15 protein-coding genes are annotated in these 14,521 nt (G+C 69.9%); 7 read left to right on the top strand and 8 right to left on the bottom strand.

What is annotated here, in order from left to right; translation table 11 throughout:
- Nucleotides 1-21 precede the first annotated feature (21 nt).
- The 4 genes from WA670_RS20530 (at nucleotide 22) to WA670_RS20515 (ending at nucleotide 4,694) form a co-directional block, all read left to right on the top strand.
- Nucleotides 22-363, top strand: a complete 342-nt coding sequence (locus WA670_RS20530) for a hypothetical protein (RefSeq protein ID WP_336158561.1) — start codon at nucleotides 22-24, stop codon at nucleotides 361-363.
- A gap of 109 nt (nucleotides 364-472) precedes the next feature.
- The gene (locus WA670_RS20525) at nucleotides 473-919 is read left to right on the top strand and encodes a MarR family winged helix-turn-helix transcriptional regulator (protein ID WP_037364487.1); all 447 of its coding nucleotides are present in this window, start codon (nucleotides 473-475) and stop codon (nucleotides 917-919) included.
- A 72-nt stretch (nucleotides 920-991) separates the two neighbouring features.
- Entirely contained in the window at nucleotides 992-2,335 is a 1,344-nt protein-coding gene (locus tag WA670_RS20520) for an MFS transporter (protein WP_336158560.1), read from the top strand.
- A gap of 46 nt (nucleotides 2,336-2,381) precedes the next feature.
- Complete coding sequence (locus WA670_RS20515; RefSeq protein WP_336158559.1) at nucleotides 2,382-4,694, top strand: FdhF/YdeP family oxidoreductase; 2,313 nt, start codon at nucleotides 2,382-2,384, stop codon at nucleotides 4,692-4,694.
- Between the two features lie 306 nt (nucleotides 4,695-5,000).
- Here the strand turns inward: WA670_RS20515 and WA670_RS20510 are convergent, their stop codons facing one another.
- Genes WA670_RS20510 through WA670_RS20500 form a run of 3 tightly spaced genes read right to left on the bottom strand, consistent with a single transcriptional unit; the run spans nucleotide 5,001 to nucleotide 7,647 of the window.
- A complete protein-coding gene (locus tag WA670_RS20510; protein ID WP_336158558.1) occupies nucleotides 5,001-6,428 on the bottom strand; it encodes an LCP family protein in 1,428 nt (475 codons plus the stop codon).
- A 56-nt stretch (nucleotides 6,429-6,484) separates the two neighbouring features.
- Nucleotides 6,485-7,228, bottom strand: coding sequence for an SDR family NAD(P)-dependent oxidoreductase (locus WA670_RS20505; protein ID WP_043837271.1), 744 nt, complete (start codon nucleotides 7,226-7,228; stop codon nucleotides 6,485-6,487).
- The gene (locus WA670_RS20500) at nucleotides 7,225-7,647 is read right to left on the bottom strand and encodes a VOC family protein (RefSeq protein ID WP_336158557.1); all 423 of its coding nucleotides are present in this window, start codon (nucleotides 7,645-7,647) and stop codon (nucleotides 7,225-7,227) included. Before WA670_RS20500 ends, WA670_RS20505 begins: the two co-directional genes overlap by 4 nt.
- Nucleotides 7,648-7,719: 72 nt before the next feature.
- On the opposite strand from WA670_RS20500, the gene WA670_RS20495 reads away from it, so the two are divergent.
- Nucleotides 7,720-8,388 (top strand): GntR family transcriptional regulator, encoded by a 669-nt coding sequence (locus WA670_RS20495; RefSeq protein WP_336158556.1) that lies wholly within the window; start codon nucleotides 7,720-7,722, stop codon nucleotides 8,386-8,388.
- A gap of 164 nt (nucleotides 8,389-8,552) precedes the next feature.
- Entirely contained in the window at nucleotides 8,553-8,882 is a 330-nt protein-coding gene (locus tag WA670_RS20490; RefSeq protein ID WP_134663059.1) for a hypothetical protein, read from the top strand.
- On the opposite strand, the gene WA670_RS20485 is transcribed toward WA670_RS20490, so the two are convergent.
- The 4 genes from WA670_RS20485 to WA670_RS20470 all read right to left on the bottom strand — a co-directional run bounded on the left by WA670_RS20485 (nucleotide 8,857) and on the right by WA670_RS20470 (nucleotide 12,200).
- Entirely contained in the window at nucleotides 8,857-10,107 is a 1,251-nt protein-coding gene (locus tag WA670_RS20485; RefSeq protein ID WP_336158555.1) for an MFS transporter, read from the bottom strand. The genes WA670_RS20490 and WA670_RS20485 overlap by 26 nt on opposite strands.
- The gene (locus WA670_RS20480; protein ID WP_037813829.1) at nucleotides 10,104-10,646 is read right to left on the bottom strand and encodes an ArsR/SmtB family transcription factor; all 543 of its coding nucleotides are present in this window, start codon (nucleotides 10,644-10,646) and stop codon (nucleotides 10,104-10,106) included. The genes WA670_RS20485 and WA670_RS20480 overlap by 4 nt, the downstream gene beginning before the upstream one ends.
- A gap of 70 nt (nucleotides 10,647-10,716) precedes the next feature.
- Entirely contained in the window at nucleotides 10,717-10,848 is a 132-nt protein-coding gene (locus tag WA670_RS20475) for an MFS transporter small subunit (RefSeq protein ID WP_255443335.1), read from the bottom strand.
- A complete protein-coding gene (locus WA670_RS20470; protein ID WP_336158554.1) occupies nucleotides 10,848-12,200 on the bottom strand; it encodes an OFA family MFS transporter in 1,353 nt (450 codons plus the stop codon). Before WA670_RS20470 ends, WA670_RS20475 begins: the two co-directional genes overlap by 1 nt.
- A 153-nt stretch (nucleotides 12,201-12,353) precedes the next feature.
- Here WA670_RS20470 and fdhD point away from each other — a divergent pair, with 153 nt between their 5' ends.
- A complete protein-coding gene (gene fdhD, locus WA670_RS20465) occupies nucleotides 12,354-13,178 on the top strand; it encodes a formate dehydrogenase accessory sulfurtransferase FdhD (RefSeq protein WP_037813836.1) in 825 nt (274 codons plus the stop codon).
- Here fdhD and WA670_RS20460 read toward each other — a convergent pair whose 3' ends face one another.
- On the bottom strand, nucleotides 13,179-14,492 hold the full coding sequence (locus WA670_RS20460) for a carotenoid oxygenase family protein (RefSeq protein ID WP_336158553.1): 1,314 nt from the start codon (nucleotides 14,490-14,492) through the stop codon (nucleotides 13,179-13,181). It abuts the gene before it with no gap.
- Nucleotides 14,493-14,521 lie beyond the last annotated feature (29 nt).

Below are 14,521 nucleotides of genomic sequence, written 5' to 3'. Positions count from 1 at the left end.
AGGGGGAAAGGCGGTGCGCCGATGACTCGGCCGGAGGATCCGGACGACCGGATGGAAACCCATCCGGACCTCATGGACCCGGAGTGGCGCAAGCACGCCCAGCGGGACGCGTGGCTCGGCGCCAAGAAGGACATGAAGAAGCGGCGCAAGCGCGAACGCCGCAACGCTCCGTCGCCGGTCTACGGCCGCGGCGGCGCGGCGCCCAGCCGGTTGCCCGGGATCGCGGCGATCGTCGGCCTGGTCCTGCTGCTCGCCGCGGCGGTCGTGGTGCACCAGGTTCAGCCGATCGGGGTCAACGACGAGAAGATCGGGTACATCGTCGGACTGGGCTCCCCCGCCGCGACGAGCTCTCAGCCGCTCTAGCTCGAAGTCCGTGAAGGGCTCCTTCGGGGAATCAGATTCCCTGAAGGAGCCCTTCACGTCTTTCGGGCCGAGGATGCACAGCTTGGACTCAACAGGCTAGACTGTGCTTATGTCCGATGACCCGCCCGTCCCCCCGCGCGTCGCCGAGTCCGCGGGCTGGATCCGCGGCGTCGTCGGCCAGCTGCACCGCAGGCTGCGGCAGGTCGACAACGCCGAGATCCTCACGCCGACGCAGACCGCCGTGCTCAACCGGCTGCACCGCGAAGGTCCGGGTACCCAGGCCGAGCTGGCGGCCGCGGAGCACGTCCGGCAGCAGTCCATGGCCGCGACGCTCGGCGTGCTCGACTCGCTCGGCTACCTGAACCGCACGCGCGACCCGGCCGACGGGAGGCGCGTCGTGATCTCGCTCTCCGATCTCGGCGCCAAGACCGTCATCGGCATCCGGCAGCACCGCGACGAATGGCTCGCCGCCGCGCTGACCGACGAACTGACCGAGGACGAACTCGAAACGGTCCGGCGCGCGCTGCCCTTGCTGCAGCGGATCGCCCAGCGCTGACCCCCTTAAACCCGAGGAGCACTGACGAACACCGCGACCGCCCCCGCGAAATCCCGTTTCGGCGCGCGCCTGGTGACCCCGCTGGTCGCGAGCGCCGTGCTCAATCCGATCAACTCCACGCTCATCGCCGTCGCGCTCGTCCCGATCGGACAGGCCTTCGGCGCCGGCCCGGGCCGCACGGCCTGGCTGATTTCCTCGTTGTACCTGGCCACCGCGGTCGGGCAGCCGGTCGTCGGACTGCTCGTCGACCGCTACGGCGCGCGGCGCGTGCTGCTCGGCGGCGCGTCCGTCGTGATGGTGGCCGGGATCGCCGGGATGATCCCGATCTCCGTCGAATGGCTCACTGGCGTCCGAGCGGTGCTCGGCATCGGCACCTGCGCCGGGTTCCCGGCCGCGATGGCGGTCCTGCGCCGGCGCGCCGACGAAATCGGCGAAGGCGTTCCGGCGCGGGTGTTGTCCGTGCTGGCGATGTCCGCGCAGACGGTCATGGTGATCGGCCCGACGCTCGGCGGCGTGCTGATCGCGCTCTTCGGCTGGCCGGCGATCTTCGCGGTGAACCTGCCGCTCGCCGGGATTTCCCTCGTGCTGACCCTGTTGTGGGTGCCGAAAGACACCCCGGCGGAGAAGCCGGCCGAGCGGATCGACGTCGCCGGGATCGCGCTGTTTTCCGCCGCTCTGCTGGTGTTGCTGTGCTACTTGATGGAGCCGGGCATCGGCGATCTGTGGCTGCTGGCCGTGGCGATCGTGCTCGGCGGGCTCTTCGCGAGGGTCGAACTGCGCGCCCGGAAGCCGTTCATCGACCTGCGGATGCTCGCCGCGAACGGTCCGGTCCTGCGCACGTATTTGCGGCAGGCACTGAGTTTCCTGGCGATCTACACCATCATGTTCGGCTACGTGCAGTGGCTCGAGGAGGCGCGCGGGTTCGCCGAGTCCGCTGCCGGGCTGCTGCTCCTGCCGATGTCCGGGATCGCGGTGGGCGCGGCCGCGCTGTCCGGGAAGCCCACCGGCGTCCGGCTGCGGCTGCTGCTGGTCGGCGCCGCGCTCCTGGCCGGATCCGTCGCACTGCTGTTCGTCAACGACGGCACCGCGCTGATCTGGCTGCTCGTGCTCGCGGCGCTGTTCGGCCTGGCCCAGGGGCTCACCAGCGTCGCCAACCAGACGACGCTCTACCGCGAAACCCCGGCCGAGACGATGGGCACAGCGAGCGGGCTCTTCCGGACCGCGCAATACCTCGGCGCGATAGTCGCGGCCACGGTCATCGCCCAGTGCTATGGCGGGCACGCCGACTCCGGCGGGCTGCACCGGCTGGCCGTCGTGCTGATCGTGACCAGCGGGTTGCTGCTGATCGTGACCGCGGCGGACCGCGCGCTGCTGCGGGCCGAACGCCGCGAACGGGACCGGCAGGAGGCGGTGTGACCACCCCCGTCTTGGGTTCCGCGCCGCGAAGGCGGACGATGTGCCCATGACTCGCGAAGCTCCGACTGGTGACGTGGACGAAGCCCGCCTCGAAGTGGGCAAGCCGAAAGGCTGGGCGGCCGGCATCCCGGGAGTCGCGGTTTCGCTCGCGCGCGGGGTGGAGCAGATGGGCCCGGTCCGCACCGCGCGCACGCTGCGGCTGCTGAACCAGCGGGACGGCTTCGACTGCCCGGGCTGCGCGTGGCCCGAGCCGCGGCAGGTCGACGGCGAGAAGCGCAAGATGGCGGAGTTCTGCGAAAACGGCGCGAAGGCGGTTGCCGAGGAGGCGACGAAACGCCGCGTCGGCCGGGAGTTCTTCGCCGCGCATCCGGTGTCCGAACTGAACGAGCGCACCGACTACTGGCTCGGGCAGCAGGGCCGGCTCACCGAGCCGATGGTGTTGCGCGAAGGCGGTTCGCACTACGAGCCGATCTCCTGGGACGACGCGTTCGGCCTGATCGCCGACGAGCTGCGCGGCCTGTCGAGCCCGGACGAGGCGATCTTCTACACGTCCGGCCGCACCAGCAACGAAGCCGCGTTCGTGTACCAGCTGCTGGTCCGCGCGTACGGCACGAACAACCTGCCGGACTGCTCGAACATGTGCCACGAATCGTCCGGCGCGGCGCTGTCGGCGACCACCGGCATCGGCAAGGGTTCGGTGTCGCTGGCCGACATCCACCAGGCCGACCTGATCGTGGTCGTGGGGCAGAACCCGGGCACGAACCACCCGCGGATGCTGTCCGCGCTGGAGCAGGCGAAGGGGCACGGCGCGAAGGTCATCGCGGTCAACCCGCTGCCCGAAGCCGGGCTGATGCGGTTCAAGAACCCGCAGAACGTGCGCGGCGTGGTCGGCAAGGGCACGCCGCTGGCCGACGAGTTCGCGCAGATCCGGCTCGGCGGCGACCTCGCGCTGTTCCAGGCGGTCGGGCATCTGCTGCTGCAGTGGGAGGACGCCGCGCCCGGGTCCATTGTGGACCGCGAGTTCGTCGAGAAGTCCACGCACGGCTTCGAGGACTGGGCCAAGCAGCTGCGCGAGATCGACTGGCCGGAGACCGAGAAGGCGACCGGCCTCGAACGCGCGCAGATCGAGCACATCGCGCGGATGATCGCGACGTCCGAGCGCACGATCTACTGCTGGGCGATGGGTTTGACCCAGCACAAGCACGCGGTGCCGACGATCGCCGAGGTCGTGAACCTGGCGCTGGTGCGCGGGATGATCGGCAAGCCGGGCGCGGGGCTGTGCCCGGTGCGCGGCCACTCGAACGTGCAAGGCGACCGCACCATGGGCGTGTGGGAGAAAATGCCCGAGCCGTTCATGGACGCCCTCGACCGCGAGTTCGGCATCACCGTGCCGCGCAACCACGGCTGGGACACCGTCGACTCGATCCGCGCGATGCTCGACGGACGCGGCAAGGTGTTCTTCGCGATGGGCGGCAACTTCGCCTCCGCCACGCCGGATTCGGACCGGACCGCGGAGGCGCTGCGGGCGTGCTCGCTGACCGTGCACGTGTCGACGAAGCTCAACCGTTCGCACGTCGTGCCCGGCCGCAGCGCGCTGATCCTGCCGACGCTCGGCCGCACCGAACGCGACGAGCAGGAATCCGGCCGCCAGTTCGTGACGGTCGAGGACTCGATGTCGCAGGTCCACGCCTCGCGCGGCCGCCTGGCTCCGGCGAGCGACGAACTGCTGTCCGAGGTCGCCATCGTCTGCCGCCTGGCGGAGAAGCTGCTCGGCGCCGACCACTCGGTGCCGTGGCGGTCGTTCGAGAAGAACTACGACCTGATCCGCGACCGTATCGCCGCGGTGGTGCCGGGTTGTCACGACTACAACCGCCGCGTCCGCGAACCGGACGGTTTCGTGCTGCCGCACGCGCCGCGCGACTCGCGGGAGTTCACTGGCACGGCGACCGGCAAGGGCACGTTCACCGTGTCGGAGCTGGAGTATCCGGAGGTTCCCGAGGGCCGGTTGCTGCTGCAGACGCTGCGCAGCCACGACCAGTACAACACGACGATTTACGGCCTGTCCGACCGCTACCGCGGCATCGAGGACGGCCGCCGGGTCGTGTTCGTGCACCCGGACGACCTGGCCGCGCTGGGGGTCGCGGACGGGGAGATCGTGGATCTGGTCTCGGAATGGCGAGACGGGGATCGGCGGGCGCCCAGCTTCCGAGCGGTGGCTTACCCGACGGCGCGGGGGTGCGCGGCGGCGTACTTCCCGGAGGCGAATGCGTTGGTGCCGCTGGATTCTGTGGCGGAGAAGTCGAATACGCCGGTTTCGAAGGCCGTGGTCATTCGGTTGGAGCCGCACCACCACGCGTGACCTGCTCGTGAGCGGCGATCACGGTCAGCACCGCGATCGCCGCTCACGATGCGCCCCCCTTCCGCGCGGTCGCGGATCCGACGGATCACCGGTGTGCAGCGGCCGGCTTCCCGAGGCGAATGCGTTGCTGCCGCTCGATTCCGTGATGGAAAAGCCTGGTCTCGAAGGCCGTGGCGATCCGGTTGGAACCGCACCACCCGACGCAACCGTCGGTGCCTCCACGAAGCGAGTGCGGTGGCACCACCGGATTCCGCGATCTCGTGCGCGGCGATGCCGATTAGAACCGGCATCGCCACGCACGAGGCGTCAGTCGATGCAGTTGTCACCGTCTGACGTGACGGGCGGCGGCTGGTCGCTCTTCACCGGCACACCAGCCGCGGATCCGCCGTCCGACACCCCCGGTCCTGAGTAGACCTTCCCGAGCACCACCTGGATGTGCCCTGCCGGAACGTCCGCTGATTCCTTTGTGGACAGTCCGCCCAGCTCCTTCGCCACCTCCGCGCCCTCGGCGGCGAGCGCGGCCGGGTAGCGCACGATCGACGTCCGCTGCGACGGGGCGTTGCCCGCGGCGGTCGCGGCGAATCCCTTGCCCTTCAACACATCCGCGACGCGTGCGGCCAGGCCGGAGGATCCGCCGGCGTTGGAGATCTCCACCGCTGCCTTCGGTGCGGCGGGCGGCGCGGACGACGACGGGGCGGCGCCGACCAACCCGGCCGCAAACGCTTTCACCTGCGCCGGGTCCACCTGCACCGCGGTCGCCGTGGGATGGGACTTGTCGTAGCGGTAGTCCGGGTTCATCACCGGGACCGTCGTGAACTGGATGCCGCCGCCGGACACCCCGCGCATTTTGCTGACGAAGTCCAAAATGTCCCAGGACTGGTCCAGCACCACCGAGTTCTTCACCGCGTCGATGAGGTCGCTCAGCTTGCCCGGGTCGGCGAGCGTCCCGGCCGAGAGCACCTGGTGCGCCATCGCGGCGAGGAACACCTGCTGCCGCCGCATCCGGCCGAAGTCGGTGCCGGGCAGGTTGTCGCGCTGCCGCACGAAGGCGAGCGCGGCGCCGCCGGAAAGCCGCTGTTTGCCTGCCGGGAAGTCCGCGCCCGAGTTCTCGTCCTTGGTGGCGTGCTTCAAGCACACCTCGACCCCGCCGACCGCCTTGCTGATCTCGGAGAAGCTCAGCAGGTTGACCTCGGCGTAGTGGTCGATGGTGACGCCGGTGAGGTCCTCGACCGCCTGCCGCGTCGCCTTGCGCGCCGCGGTCATCGACTCCTGCTCGATCTTGTCCTTGTCCGTCTCCCCTGCCGCGCGCAGTTTCGCGGCCTCGGCGGCCTTGCCCCGGCCGAACGCGGCGTTGATCTTGCCCTTTCCGCCGGGCATCGAGACGTACGAGTCGCGCGGGATGGAGAACGCCTTGACCTCCTGCTGCCCGTCCGGGATCCGCAGCACGATCAACGTGTCGGTGAGGTCGTCGCCGTTCGCGCCGGCGCGCAGTTCCTCCAGCACGCTCTTCGGCAGCATCTGCCCGTCCGGGCCTTTGCGCGAGTCCCGGCCGACCATCAGGATGTCCAGCGCACCGTCGGCGTGCTTTTGGCCCTCGTCCACCGATCCGCCGCCGCCGATGACGTCGCTGCGGGTGATGTCGTCGAGCGCGCTCAGGGTCGAGAACCCGTAAGCCGTGCCGGCGAACACCACCGTCGACAGCGCCCCGGCGATAACTTTTCCTGCGATCCGCACGCCCCTCTGGACGTCTGGCCGCCCCGAAATGCTGCATTCGTGACACAGCTCACAACTCAGCGCAGGTGCGAGGCTCCGTTCATGTCCAGGATCGAACCGGACGCCCACGGCGTCTCCGACGAGGCCAGGAACACCACCGCCTCGGCGATCTCCTCCGGCTCGGCGACCCGGCCGAACGGGCTCTGCTCGCGTACCTCGTCGGTGACCCGGTCCGCGACGCGCTCGGTCGCGGTGAAGCCCGGAGCCACCGAGGTGACCGAAATCCCGTGCGGCGCCAGCTGGACCGCCAGCGACTGGCCGAACGCATGCAGCGCGGCTTTGCTCGCCCCGTACGGCAGGTATTCGGGCTCGCCGCGGAACGCCCCGCGCGATCCGATGTTCACGATCCGGCCGGGCACGCCGCGGGCGATGAGGTGGCGTGCGACGTGGAACGACACGTTGGCCGCGCCGTAGAGGTTGACGTCGAGCGTGCGCTGCCACGCGTCCTGCCAGTCCGCATAGGACATTTCAGCGATCGGCGTGCGAGTGGCCGGGGTGGTGCCGACCGCGGCGTTGTTGACCAGCACGTCGACCCCGCCGAGCTGTTCCTCGGCCACGTCGGCGATCCACTGCGCGGCGTCGGGGTTGCCGAGGTCGCCGGACACGAGCACGTGCCCGGAGCCGGGCAGCGCCTCGAGCGTTTCGCGCGCGGCCTCCCGGTTGGATCCACAGTGGACAGCGACCCGGTCGCCCCGGGTGGCGAAGGCGACGGCGATGGCGCGGCCGATCCCGCGCGAGGCTCCGGTGACGAGGACGTTCATTTCGCGAACAACTGCGTCTCGTCGCGGAAAGCCTTGAACTCCAGCGCGTTCCCGGCCGGATCGTGCAGGAACATCGTCCACTGCTCCCCCGGTTCCCCGGCGAACCGCTGGTACGGCTCGATCACGAACGCGGTGCCCGCCGCGCGCAGCCGTCCGGCCAGGTCGTGGAACGTGTCGACGTCGAGCACCAGCCCGAAGTGCGGCACCGGCACGTCGTGCCCGTCGACCGGATTGCGGCCCGCTTCCGCGCGGGCTCCCGGGACCACGTGCGTGACGACCTGGTGGCCGTGGAAGTTCCAGTCGACCCACGCGTCCGCCGAGCGGCCCTCGGCCAGCCCGAGCACGCCGCCGTAGAACTCGCGGGCTTTCGGCAGATCGTCGACCGGTATGGCCAGGTGGAAGGCGGGACGGACGGCCATGAGGCACTCCTTCGGCACGGGGATCGGTCTCTCCACGTTGACTGGCAGATGTTCGAATGTCAACATTAGGACGTGGAAGTCACCCCCCTGAGGAAGGCGGCGCGCCGCGGGCTCGCCGACGAGGCCGCCGACCGGGTGCGCGAAGCGATCTTCGCCGGGCATTTCCGGCCTGGCGCGCCGTTGCGCGAAGTCGAACTGGCCGCGTCGCTGGACATCAGCCGCGGTTCAGTCCGCGAGGGCATCTCCCAGCTCGCCCGGGAAGGCTTGGTCCGGTGCGGCTGGCATCGCCCGACCACGGTGGTCGACGTGACCCCCGAGGACGTCACCGAGGTCTATTCGGTCCGCGCCGCCCTCGACCGGCTGGCCGCCGTCACCGCGCGCGCCAACGCGACCGAGACGGATCTCGCCGCCTTGGACGCGCTGGTCGCCGATCTGGCGAAGGCGGTCCGGATCAAGGCCCCCGGACCGCAGTTGCTGGCACTGGACATCGCGTTCCACGACCGCGTGTACGCCGCCGCGGGCAACGGCCGCCTCACCGAGGCGTGGCACGCGGTGCGATCGCAGGTGTTTCTCTTTCAGCTGCAACGGGTTTCGCTCGGCCATGACCATTACCGGGCCCGGGTGGTCGCCGAGCATCGCGAACTGGCGGAACTGATTCGCAACGGCGACCGGGAACGGTTGGCCCAAGTGGCCGAGGCGCACGTCCATTCAGCCCAGGAAAGCCTGCTCGCAGGACTGTGACCCGCCAGCCTGGTTCGGGGCGCGGCGGTCGGCAGGCCCGAGGAACACGCGGAAGGCCGAGTGTGGATCATCGCCCTCGGCGCTCGCCCTGGGATACCCGGTCTCCCCGCGTTTCTCCCCCGGACCACCCCGGAATCTCCACAACTCCCGGGCAGGCTGGGCCGGTGGACCTCACCAGCAGTCCGAACCGGACCAGCCAAGCCGTTCTCGGTGCGCTGCACGCCGTCTTCGCGCTCGTGGCCGCGGTCGCCGCGCTCAGCCTGTGCCTCGCGGCGGCCTTCACCGAATCCCCGCTCAACGTGGTGTACATCATCGGCGTCTTCTGCCGCCTGTACGGGATCTTCGTCTTCCCGCTCGCCGCCGCGACCGGGGCGGTCGCGAACCGTTACGTTCCCCGGCCGTACGCCAGCGTCGTCATCTGGACCACCATGCCGGTGGCCGCGGTGCTCTTCCCGCAGATCACCCTGCTCACAGGGTGGCCGTCGCTGGAGTAGCTTTCGCCCGCGCGAGCGCCTCTTCGATCTTCTTGTTGCTCGTCATGCTCATCGTCACCAAAGTCATCGACACGAGCACCCCAGCCGCCGCGACGTAAGGCACTCGCACTCCGGCCGTCGCGGCGAGCCAGCCGCCCAGTGCGGCGCCCGCCGGTGCGGCCGAAGCCGAGACCAGGCGCGAAGCCGCGGCGACCCGGCCCATCAGCCGTGCGGGCACCACGACCTGGCGCAGCGAACCGCCGAGCACCATGGTCGTCGCCATCGCGCAGCCGCACAGCGCGAACATCGCCCCGGCGAGCCACGGATCCCGGGCGAGACCGAAGACCAGGACCGCGCCGCCCTCGATCACCGCGGTGACGGTGAGCGCGGTGCCGGTGCCCAGCCATTTCTCCAGCGGCCCGGCGAGCACCATCGCGCCCACCAGTCCTCCGGCGGCTTCCACCGCGAGCAGGAAGCCGTAGCCAGCCGAATCGAGCCCCAGCGCGTCCTTCGCGAACACCACCAGAACCGCGCCGAACGCGCCGAAGGCCAGGTTTCCCACCGCGGGCCGCAAAGCGAGGCCGAGCAGCAGCCGATCCTTGACTACGTAAGCGAAACCCTCCTTCGAGTCCGCCCACACCGACCGGCCCGGCGTGCGCTCCGGCACCGGTGCCGGCGGCAGCGTCCGGATCAGCACCGCGCTGGCCACGTACGTCAGCGCGTTCACCGCGAACGGCAGCGTTCTCCCTACGGTGAAAAGGAAACTCCCGACCGGCGGCCCGGCGAACTGCCCGGCCGCGGTGGACGCTCCGCGCAGATAGCCGTTGGCGCGGCGAAGCAAGGTCTGGTCCCGCGCCAGCAAATCCGGCAGGTACGCCTGCGCGGCGGTGTCGAAGAACAGCGTGCCGGTGCCGAGCAGGAACGCGACCACGAACAGGACCGGAATGCTGAGCCAGCCGAACGCGCCGGCGGCCACCGTCGCCGCCAGCAACACTGCCCGGGCCAGGTCCGCGAGCCACATCGTGCGCCGCCGGTCCCAGCGGTCGACCAGTGCGCCGGCGAACAGCCCGGCCACCGGATACGGGGCGAGCACCGCCACCGTCACCAGGCTGACCACCAGCGGATCGCTGTCCAGCAGCAGCGCCAGCAGGGGCAGCGCCGCGGTATACGCGCCGTCGCCAAGGGAACTGACCGTCGCGGCGGTCCACAAGCGACTGAACGCGGGAGGCATTTTCGTCTTGGTCATCGGGCCGCTCCGGGGCCCGGGCGGAAGAACGCGACCGCGACGGTGGCGGCTGCCTCGTCGGCGTCGCGCGCGTCCCGCAGCTCGTCGAGCAGCCCGGCCAGCCTGCGCTCGAACTCCTCGAACTGCGTCTCGCTGATCCGCGTGTGCTGCAGCCGGACGAACCGGTGCGAGCCCTCGGGCGCGGTCGAGAGGTCGTCGAGCGCGTGCTGCAGCAGCACGTCCCGCTGGCCCGCCGCGGGTTCGGGCAGCTCGATGCTCTTGCCGACGTGCGCGTAGTAGCGCTCCAGCACGCCGCGCACCTTCCGCGTGCGCACCACGTGCACGATCCCGGCCCGTTCCAGCACCCGCATGTGGTAGCTGGAACTGCCTTTCGCGATCCCCAGCTGGTCGGCGACCTGCGTGATCGTCGCGGGCCCGTCGCGCAGCACCGCGAGCACACGGTGCCGCACGACGTTGCTCACGGCGCGCAGCTGGTCGGTCGTTTCGACATGGACAGTGTCGTGCGGCGGGACGTAGCCCGCTTGGTCATCCCCAGTCACGGGGCTAATGGTCAACGACTCTTGACCATTTGTCCAGAGCTTATTTCCGGGCAGTGCCGGTCAGCGGGACTCAGCCGCCGAACAGCCCGACCACCTTCCGGATCAGCTCGACCACGCCGTAGCCGAACGGGGCGAGCACCCACAGCCACGCGATCACCAGCAGAACGGTCCGGCCGCTGGAACGGCCCTCGGCACTCGTCATCACGCCTCGCTCCCCACCGCGGTCTGCCCGGCCGGTTCGTGGAACTTCTCCTTCACCGGGCGCACGCATTCGTTCGCGACGAACCCGACCACCAGCAGGCCGATCATGATCCAGAACGACAGCTGGTAGAGGTCCGGCCCGGTCTTGCCCGCCGCCTTCTGGCTGTCCGCGATCCCGTCCACGATGAGCGGCCCGAGCACGCCCGCCGCCGACCACGCGGTCAGCAGCCTGCCGTGGATCGCGCCGACCTGATAGGTGCCGAACAGGTCCTTGAGGTACGCCGGGAGCGTCGAGAACCCGCCGCCGTAGAAGGACAGGATCAGCATCGCGCACAGCACGAACACGAGCTTCGACCCGTTCGTGGTCAACGCGATCACGAGGTACAGCAGCGCGCCGACGCCGAGGTAGAACCGGTAGATGTTCTTGCGCCCCACCAGATCCGAGGCGGACGACCAGACGAACCGGCCCAGCATGTTGGTCAGCGAGAGCAGCGCGACGAACCCGGCGGCGGACGCGGCGCCGACCGGCGCGGAGGTGCCCTTGAAGAAGTCGGTGATCATCGGCGCGGCCTTCTCCAGGATGCCGATCCCCGCGGTCACGTTGAGGCACAAGACAATCCAGAGACACCAGAACTGCGGCGTCTTCAGCGCGTTCGCCGCCGAGACGTTCGCCGTGGAGATCATCGGCTTGGCCGCGGCCTGCTTCACCGCGCCCGCCGGACGCCAGTCGTCGGCCGGGACGCGGACGATCAGCACGCCCATCGTCATGAACACCGCGTACACGATCCCGTGGATCAGGAACGCCGTCGCGATGTCGCCGGTCGTGGGCGAGGTGCCGAGCATCGCCGACGACCACGGCGACGCGATCAGCGCGCCGCCGCCGAAGCCCATGATCGCGATCCCGGTGGCCATGCCCGGCCGGTCCGGGAACCACTTGATCAGCGGCGACACCGGCGAGATGTAGCCGATGCCGAGGCCGATCCCGCCGACCCCGCCGTAGCCGGCCACCACGAGCCAGAACTGCCCGGTCGCGACGCCGAGGGCGGCGAGCAGGAACCCGGCGGAAAAGCAGACTGTGGCGACGGTCATGGCCCAGCGCGGACCGTTTTTCTCCACCAGGGTGCCGCCGAACGCGGCGGACAGCCCCAGCATCACGATGCCGAGCTGGAACGGCAGCCCGGACTGCGTGCCGGACAGTCCGAGGGTCTTCTCCAGCGGCGTCTTGAAGACGCTCCACGCGTAGGCTTGGCCGATCGACAGGTGGATGGACAGCGCAGCGGGCGGCACGAGCCAGCGGGTCCAGCCGGGCGGTGCGACGATGCGGGAACGGGCAAGGAAGCCGGGGACAGCCATCGGCGGTCTCCTCCCAACAGTGACGAGGTGCTGGGAATGGTTTACCAGATCCTCGGCGTTGCGCCGGATGACTGTCGAATGACTTGAGAATGTCTTGTCGATGACAACAAAATTCGACGCCGAAGACGACAACCGGAACGAGTGGAGCAGGCGATGGGCAGAGTGACGGTGCGACGGCCGGTACGGCGGATCTCCGCGGCCGGCGAACGGCGCAGGCCGGACTCGCTGGCCGCCGAAGAACCGCTTGAGCTGCGGGTCGGCGGCAAGGCGCTGGCGGTGACAATGCGCACGCCCGGCCACGACGTCGAACTCGCGCACGGCTTCCTGCTCTCGGAGGGCGTGCTGGGGTCCCGTGAGGACGTGGCCGTGGCGCGCTACTGCGACGGCGTCGACGACCAAGGCCGCAATACCTACAACGTGCTCGACATCGCACTCGCCGAAGGAGTAGCTCCGCCGGACACCGGCGTCGAGCGGAACTTCTACACCACCTCGTCGTGCGGCGTCTGCGGCAAGGCCGCGCTCGACGCAGTGAAGCTGCGCAGCCGGTTCTCCCCCGGGGCGTCGGAGTTCGCGGTGAAGACCGACGTGCTCTCGCAGATGCCGGATCGGTTGCGGGAAAAGCAAAAGGTGTTCTCGTCCACCGGCGGCCTGCACGCCGCCGGACTGTTCACTTCGGACGGTGAGCTCGTCGTCGTGCGCGAGGACGTGGGACGGCACAACGCGGTGGACAAGGTGCTCGGCTGGGCCCTGCAGGCGGGCCGGATCCCGGCGCCCGATCTGGGGCTGCTGGTCTCCGGCCGCGCCTCGTTCGAGCTCGTGCAGAAGGCCGCGATGGCGGGCATCGGGCTGCTCGCCGCGGTGTCCGCGCCGTCGTCGCTCGCGGTCGAACTGGCCGAGGAGAACGGCATGACGCTGATCGGTTTCCTGCGCGGCGACAGCATGAACCTCTACACCGGGGACCAGCGTCTGCTTACCTGATCACGCTTCGGCGGGCACCCAGTTGCCGTGGAAGCCGTGCGGGACGCGGTCCGGCAGGTGGACCGCGGCGACGGTTTCGAGGGTGCCCGCGTCGAGCAGGACGAGATCGCTGCGCGCCTCGGCCGCGTCGTACACGTAGCCCATCAGCACGCCTTCGTCCTCGCCCGCGTCCGCACTGGACGGAACGAACACGAACTCCCCCGGTTCGCGGCCGGGACCGAAGCGGTGTGCATCGACCGAACCCTTGCGGAGGTCGTGTTTGTACACCGCGCCGACGCTGCGCGACCGGTCGTCGAGCGCCGTCGCGTAGCCGTACCGGTGCGGCAGGCCGACGAGACGTTCGTCCACCCGCGGGAACTCCTGGCCGTGGTCGTCGATCCGTTCCTCGACGACTTTCCCGAGCGTGAGGTCGACGGTCCACCGGTCGAGCGTCGGCTCGCCTTCGGCCGGGCCGTGCAGCGCGCGGTCGAACATCTTCGGGTGCCGGACCACGTCGAGCACGATCCGGTCGTCCTCGTCGTAGGCGTTGAGCGGGTGGAAGACGTAGCACTGGCCGACGTCGAACCAGCGGACGTCGCCGTTGTCCCCCTCGCGCGGCATCACGCCGATGCGCGCCGGGTAGTCCGGATTCCACCGGTACGGCAAGGAACTCACACCGCGGCCGGTGCGCGCGGTCAGCGGGTCGGGCACGTCGACCGGCACCGGGGCCTGGTCCGGATCGAAGGTGACCGGCAGGTCGTAGAACACGACATACCGTTCGGTGAGCGAGAAGTCGTGCATCATCGGCGCCCCGGTGACCTCGATGTCGACCGTCCGCCGCGCCCGTCCGTCGGTGCCGACCACCGAGTACTGCACCCGGTTCCCGAGCCCGAATTGGTACGAGACAGCGTGCAGTTCGCCGGTTCGCGGGTCGCGCTTCGGGTGTGCGGTGTACCCGGAGAGGGTGCCGCCGAAGTCGCAGACGCCCAGGGTGTCCAGCTCCTCGCTGAGCTCCCACTGCGGCAGCCCGCCCTCGACCAGCGCGATCGTGCGCCCGGCGTGCCCGATGACGTTGGTGTTGGCCCCGCCCTCGTCGGTGCCGACGCGGCGGCTGCGGTACCACTCGGCCCGGCCGTCGCGAAGGCGTACGCCGTGCACCATGCCGCGACCGAGGAACCAGTGGTGCGTTTCGGGATCCGGGTCGGCCGGGTTCGGCCCGTTCCGGAGATAGCGGCCGTCGAGGTAGTCGGGCAGCTGCCCGGTGACCGTCAGCCGGGTGCTCGTGTACTCGCGCTCGACCGGCGCGAAGTTGCCTTCGAGGAAGTGATTCGCCATGACCCGCTCCGTCCATAACGTGGTTATGG

It is taken from the genome of Amycolatopsis sp. VC5-11, assembly GCF_037034185.1.
Taxonomy (GTDB): Bacteria; Actinomycetota; Actinomycetes; order Mycobacteriales; family Pseudonocardiaceae; genus Amycolatopsis; species Amycolatopsis nivea.
This window is presented reverse-complemented; position numbering and strand designations above follow the sequence as displayed.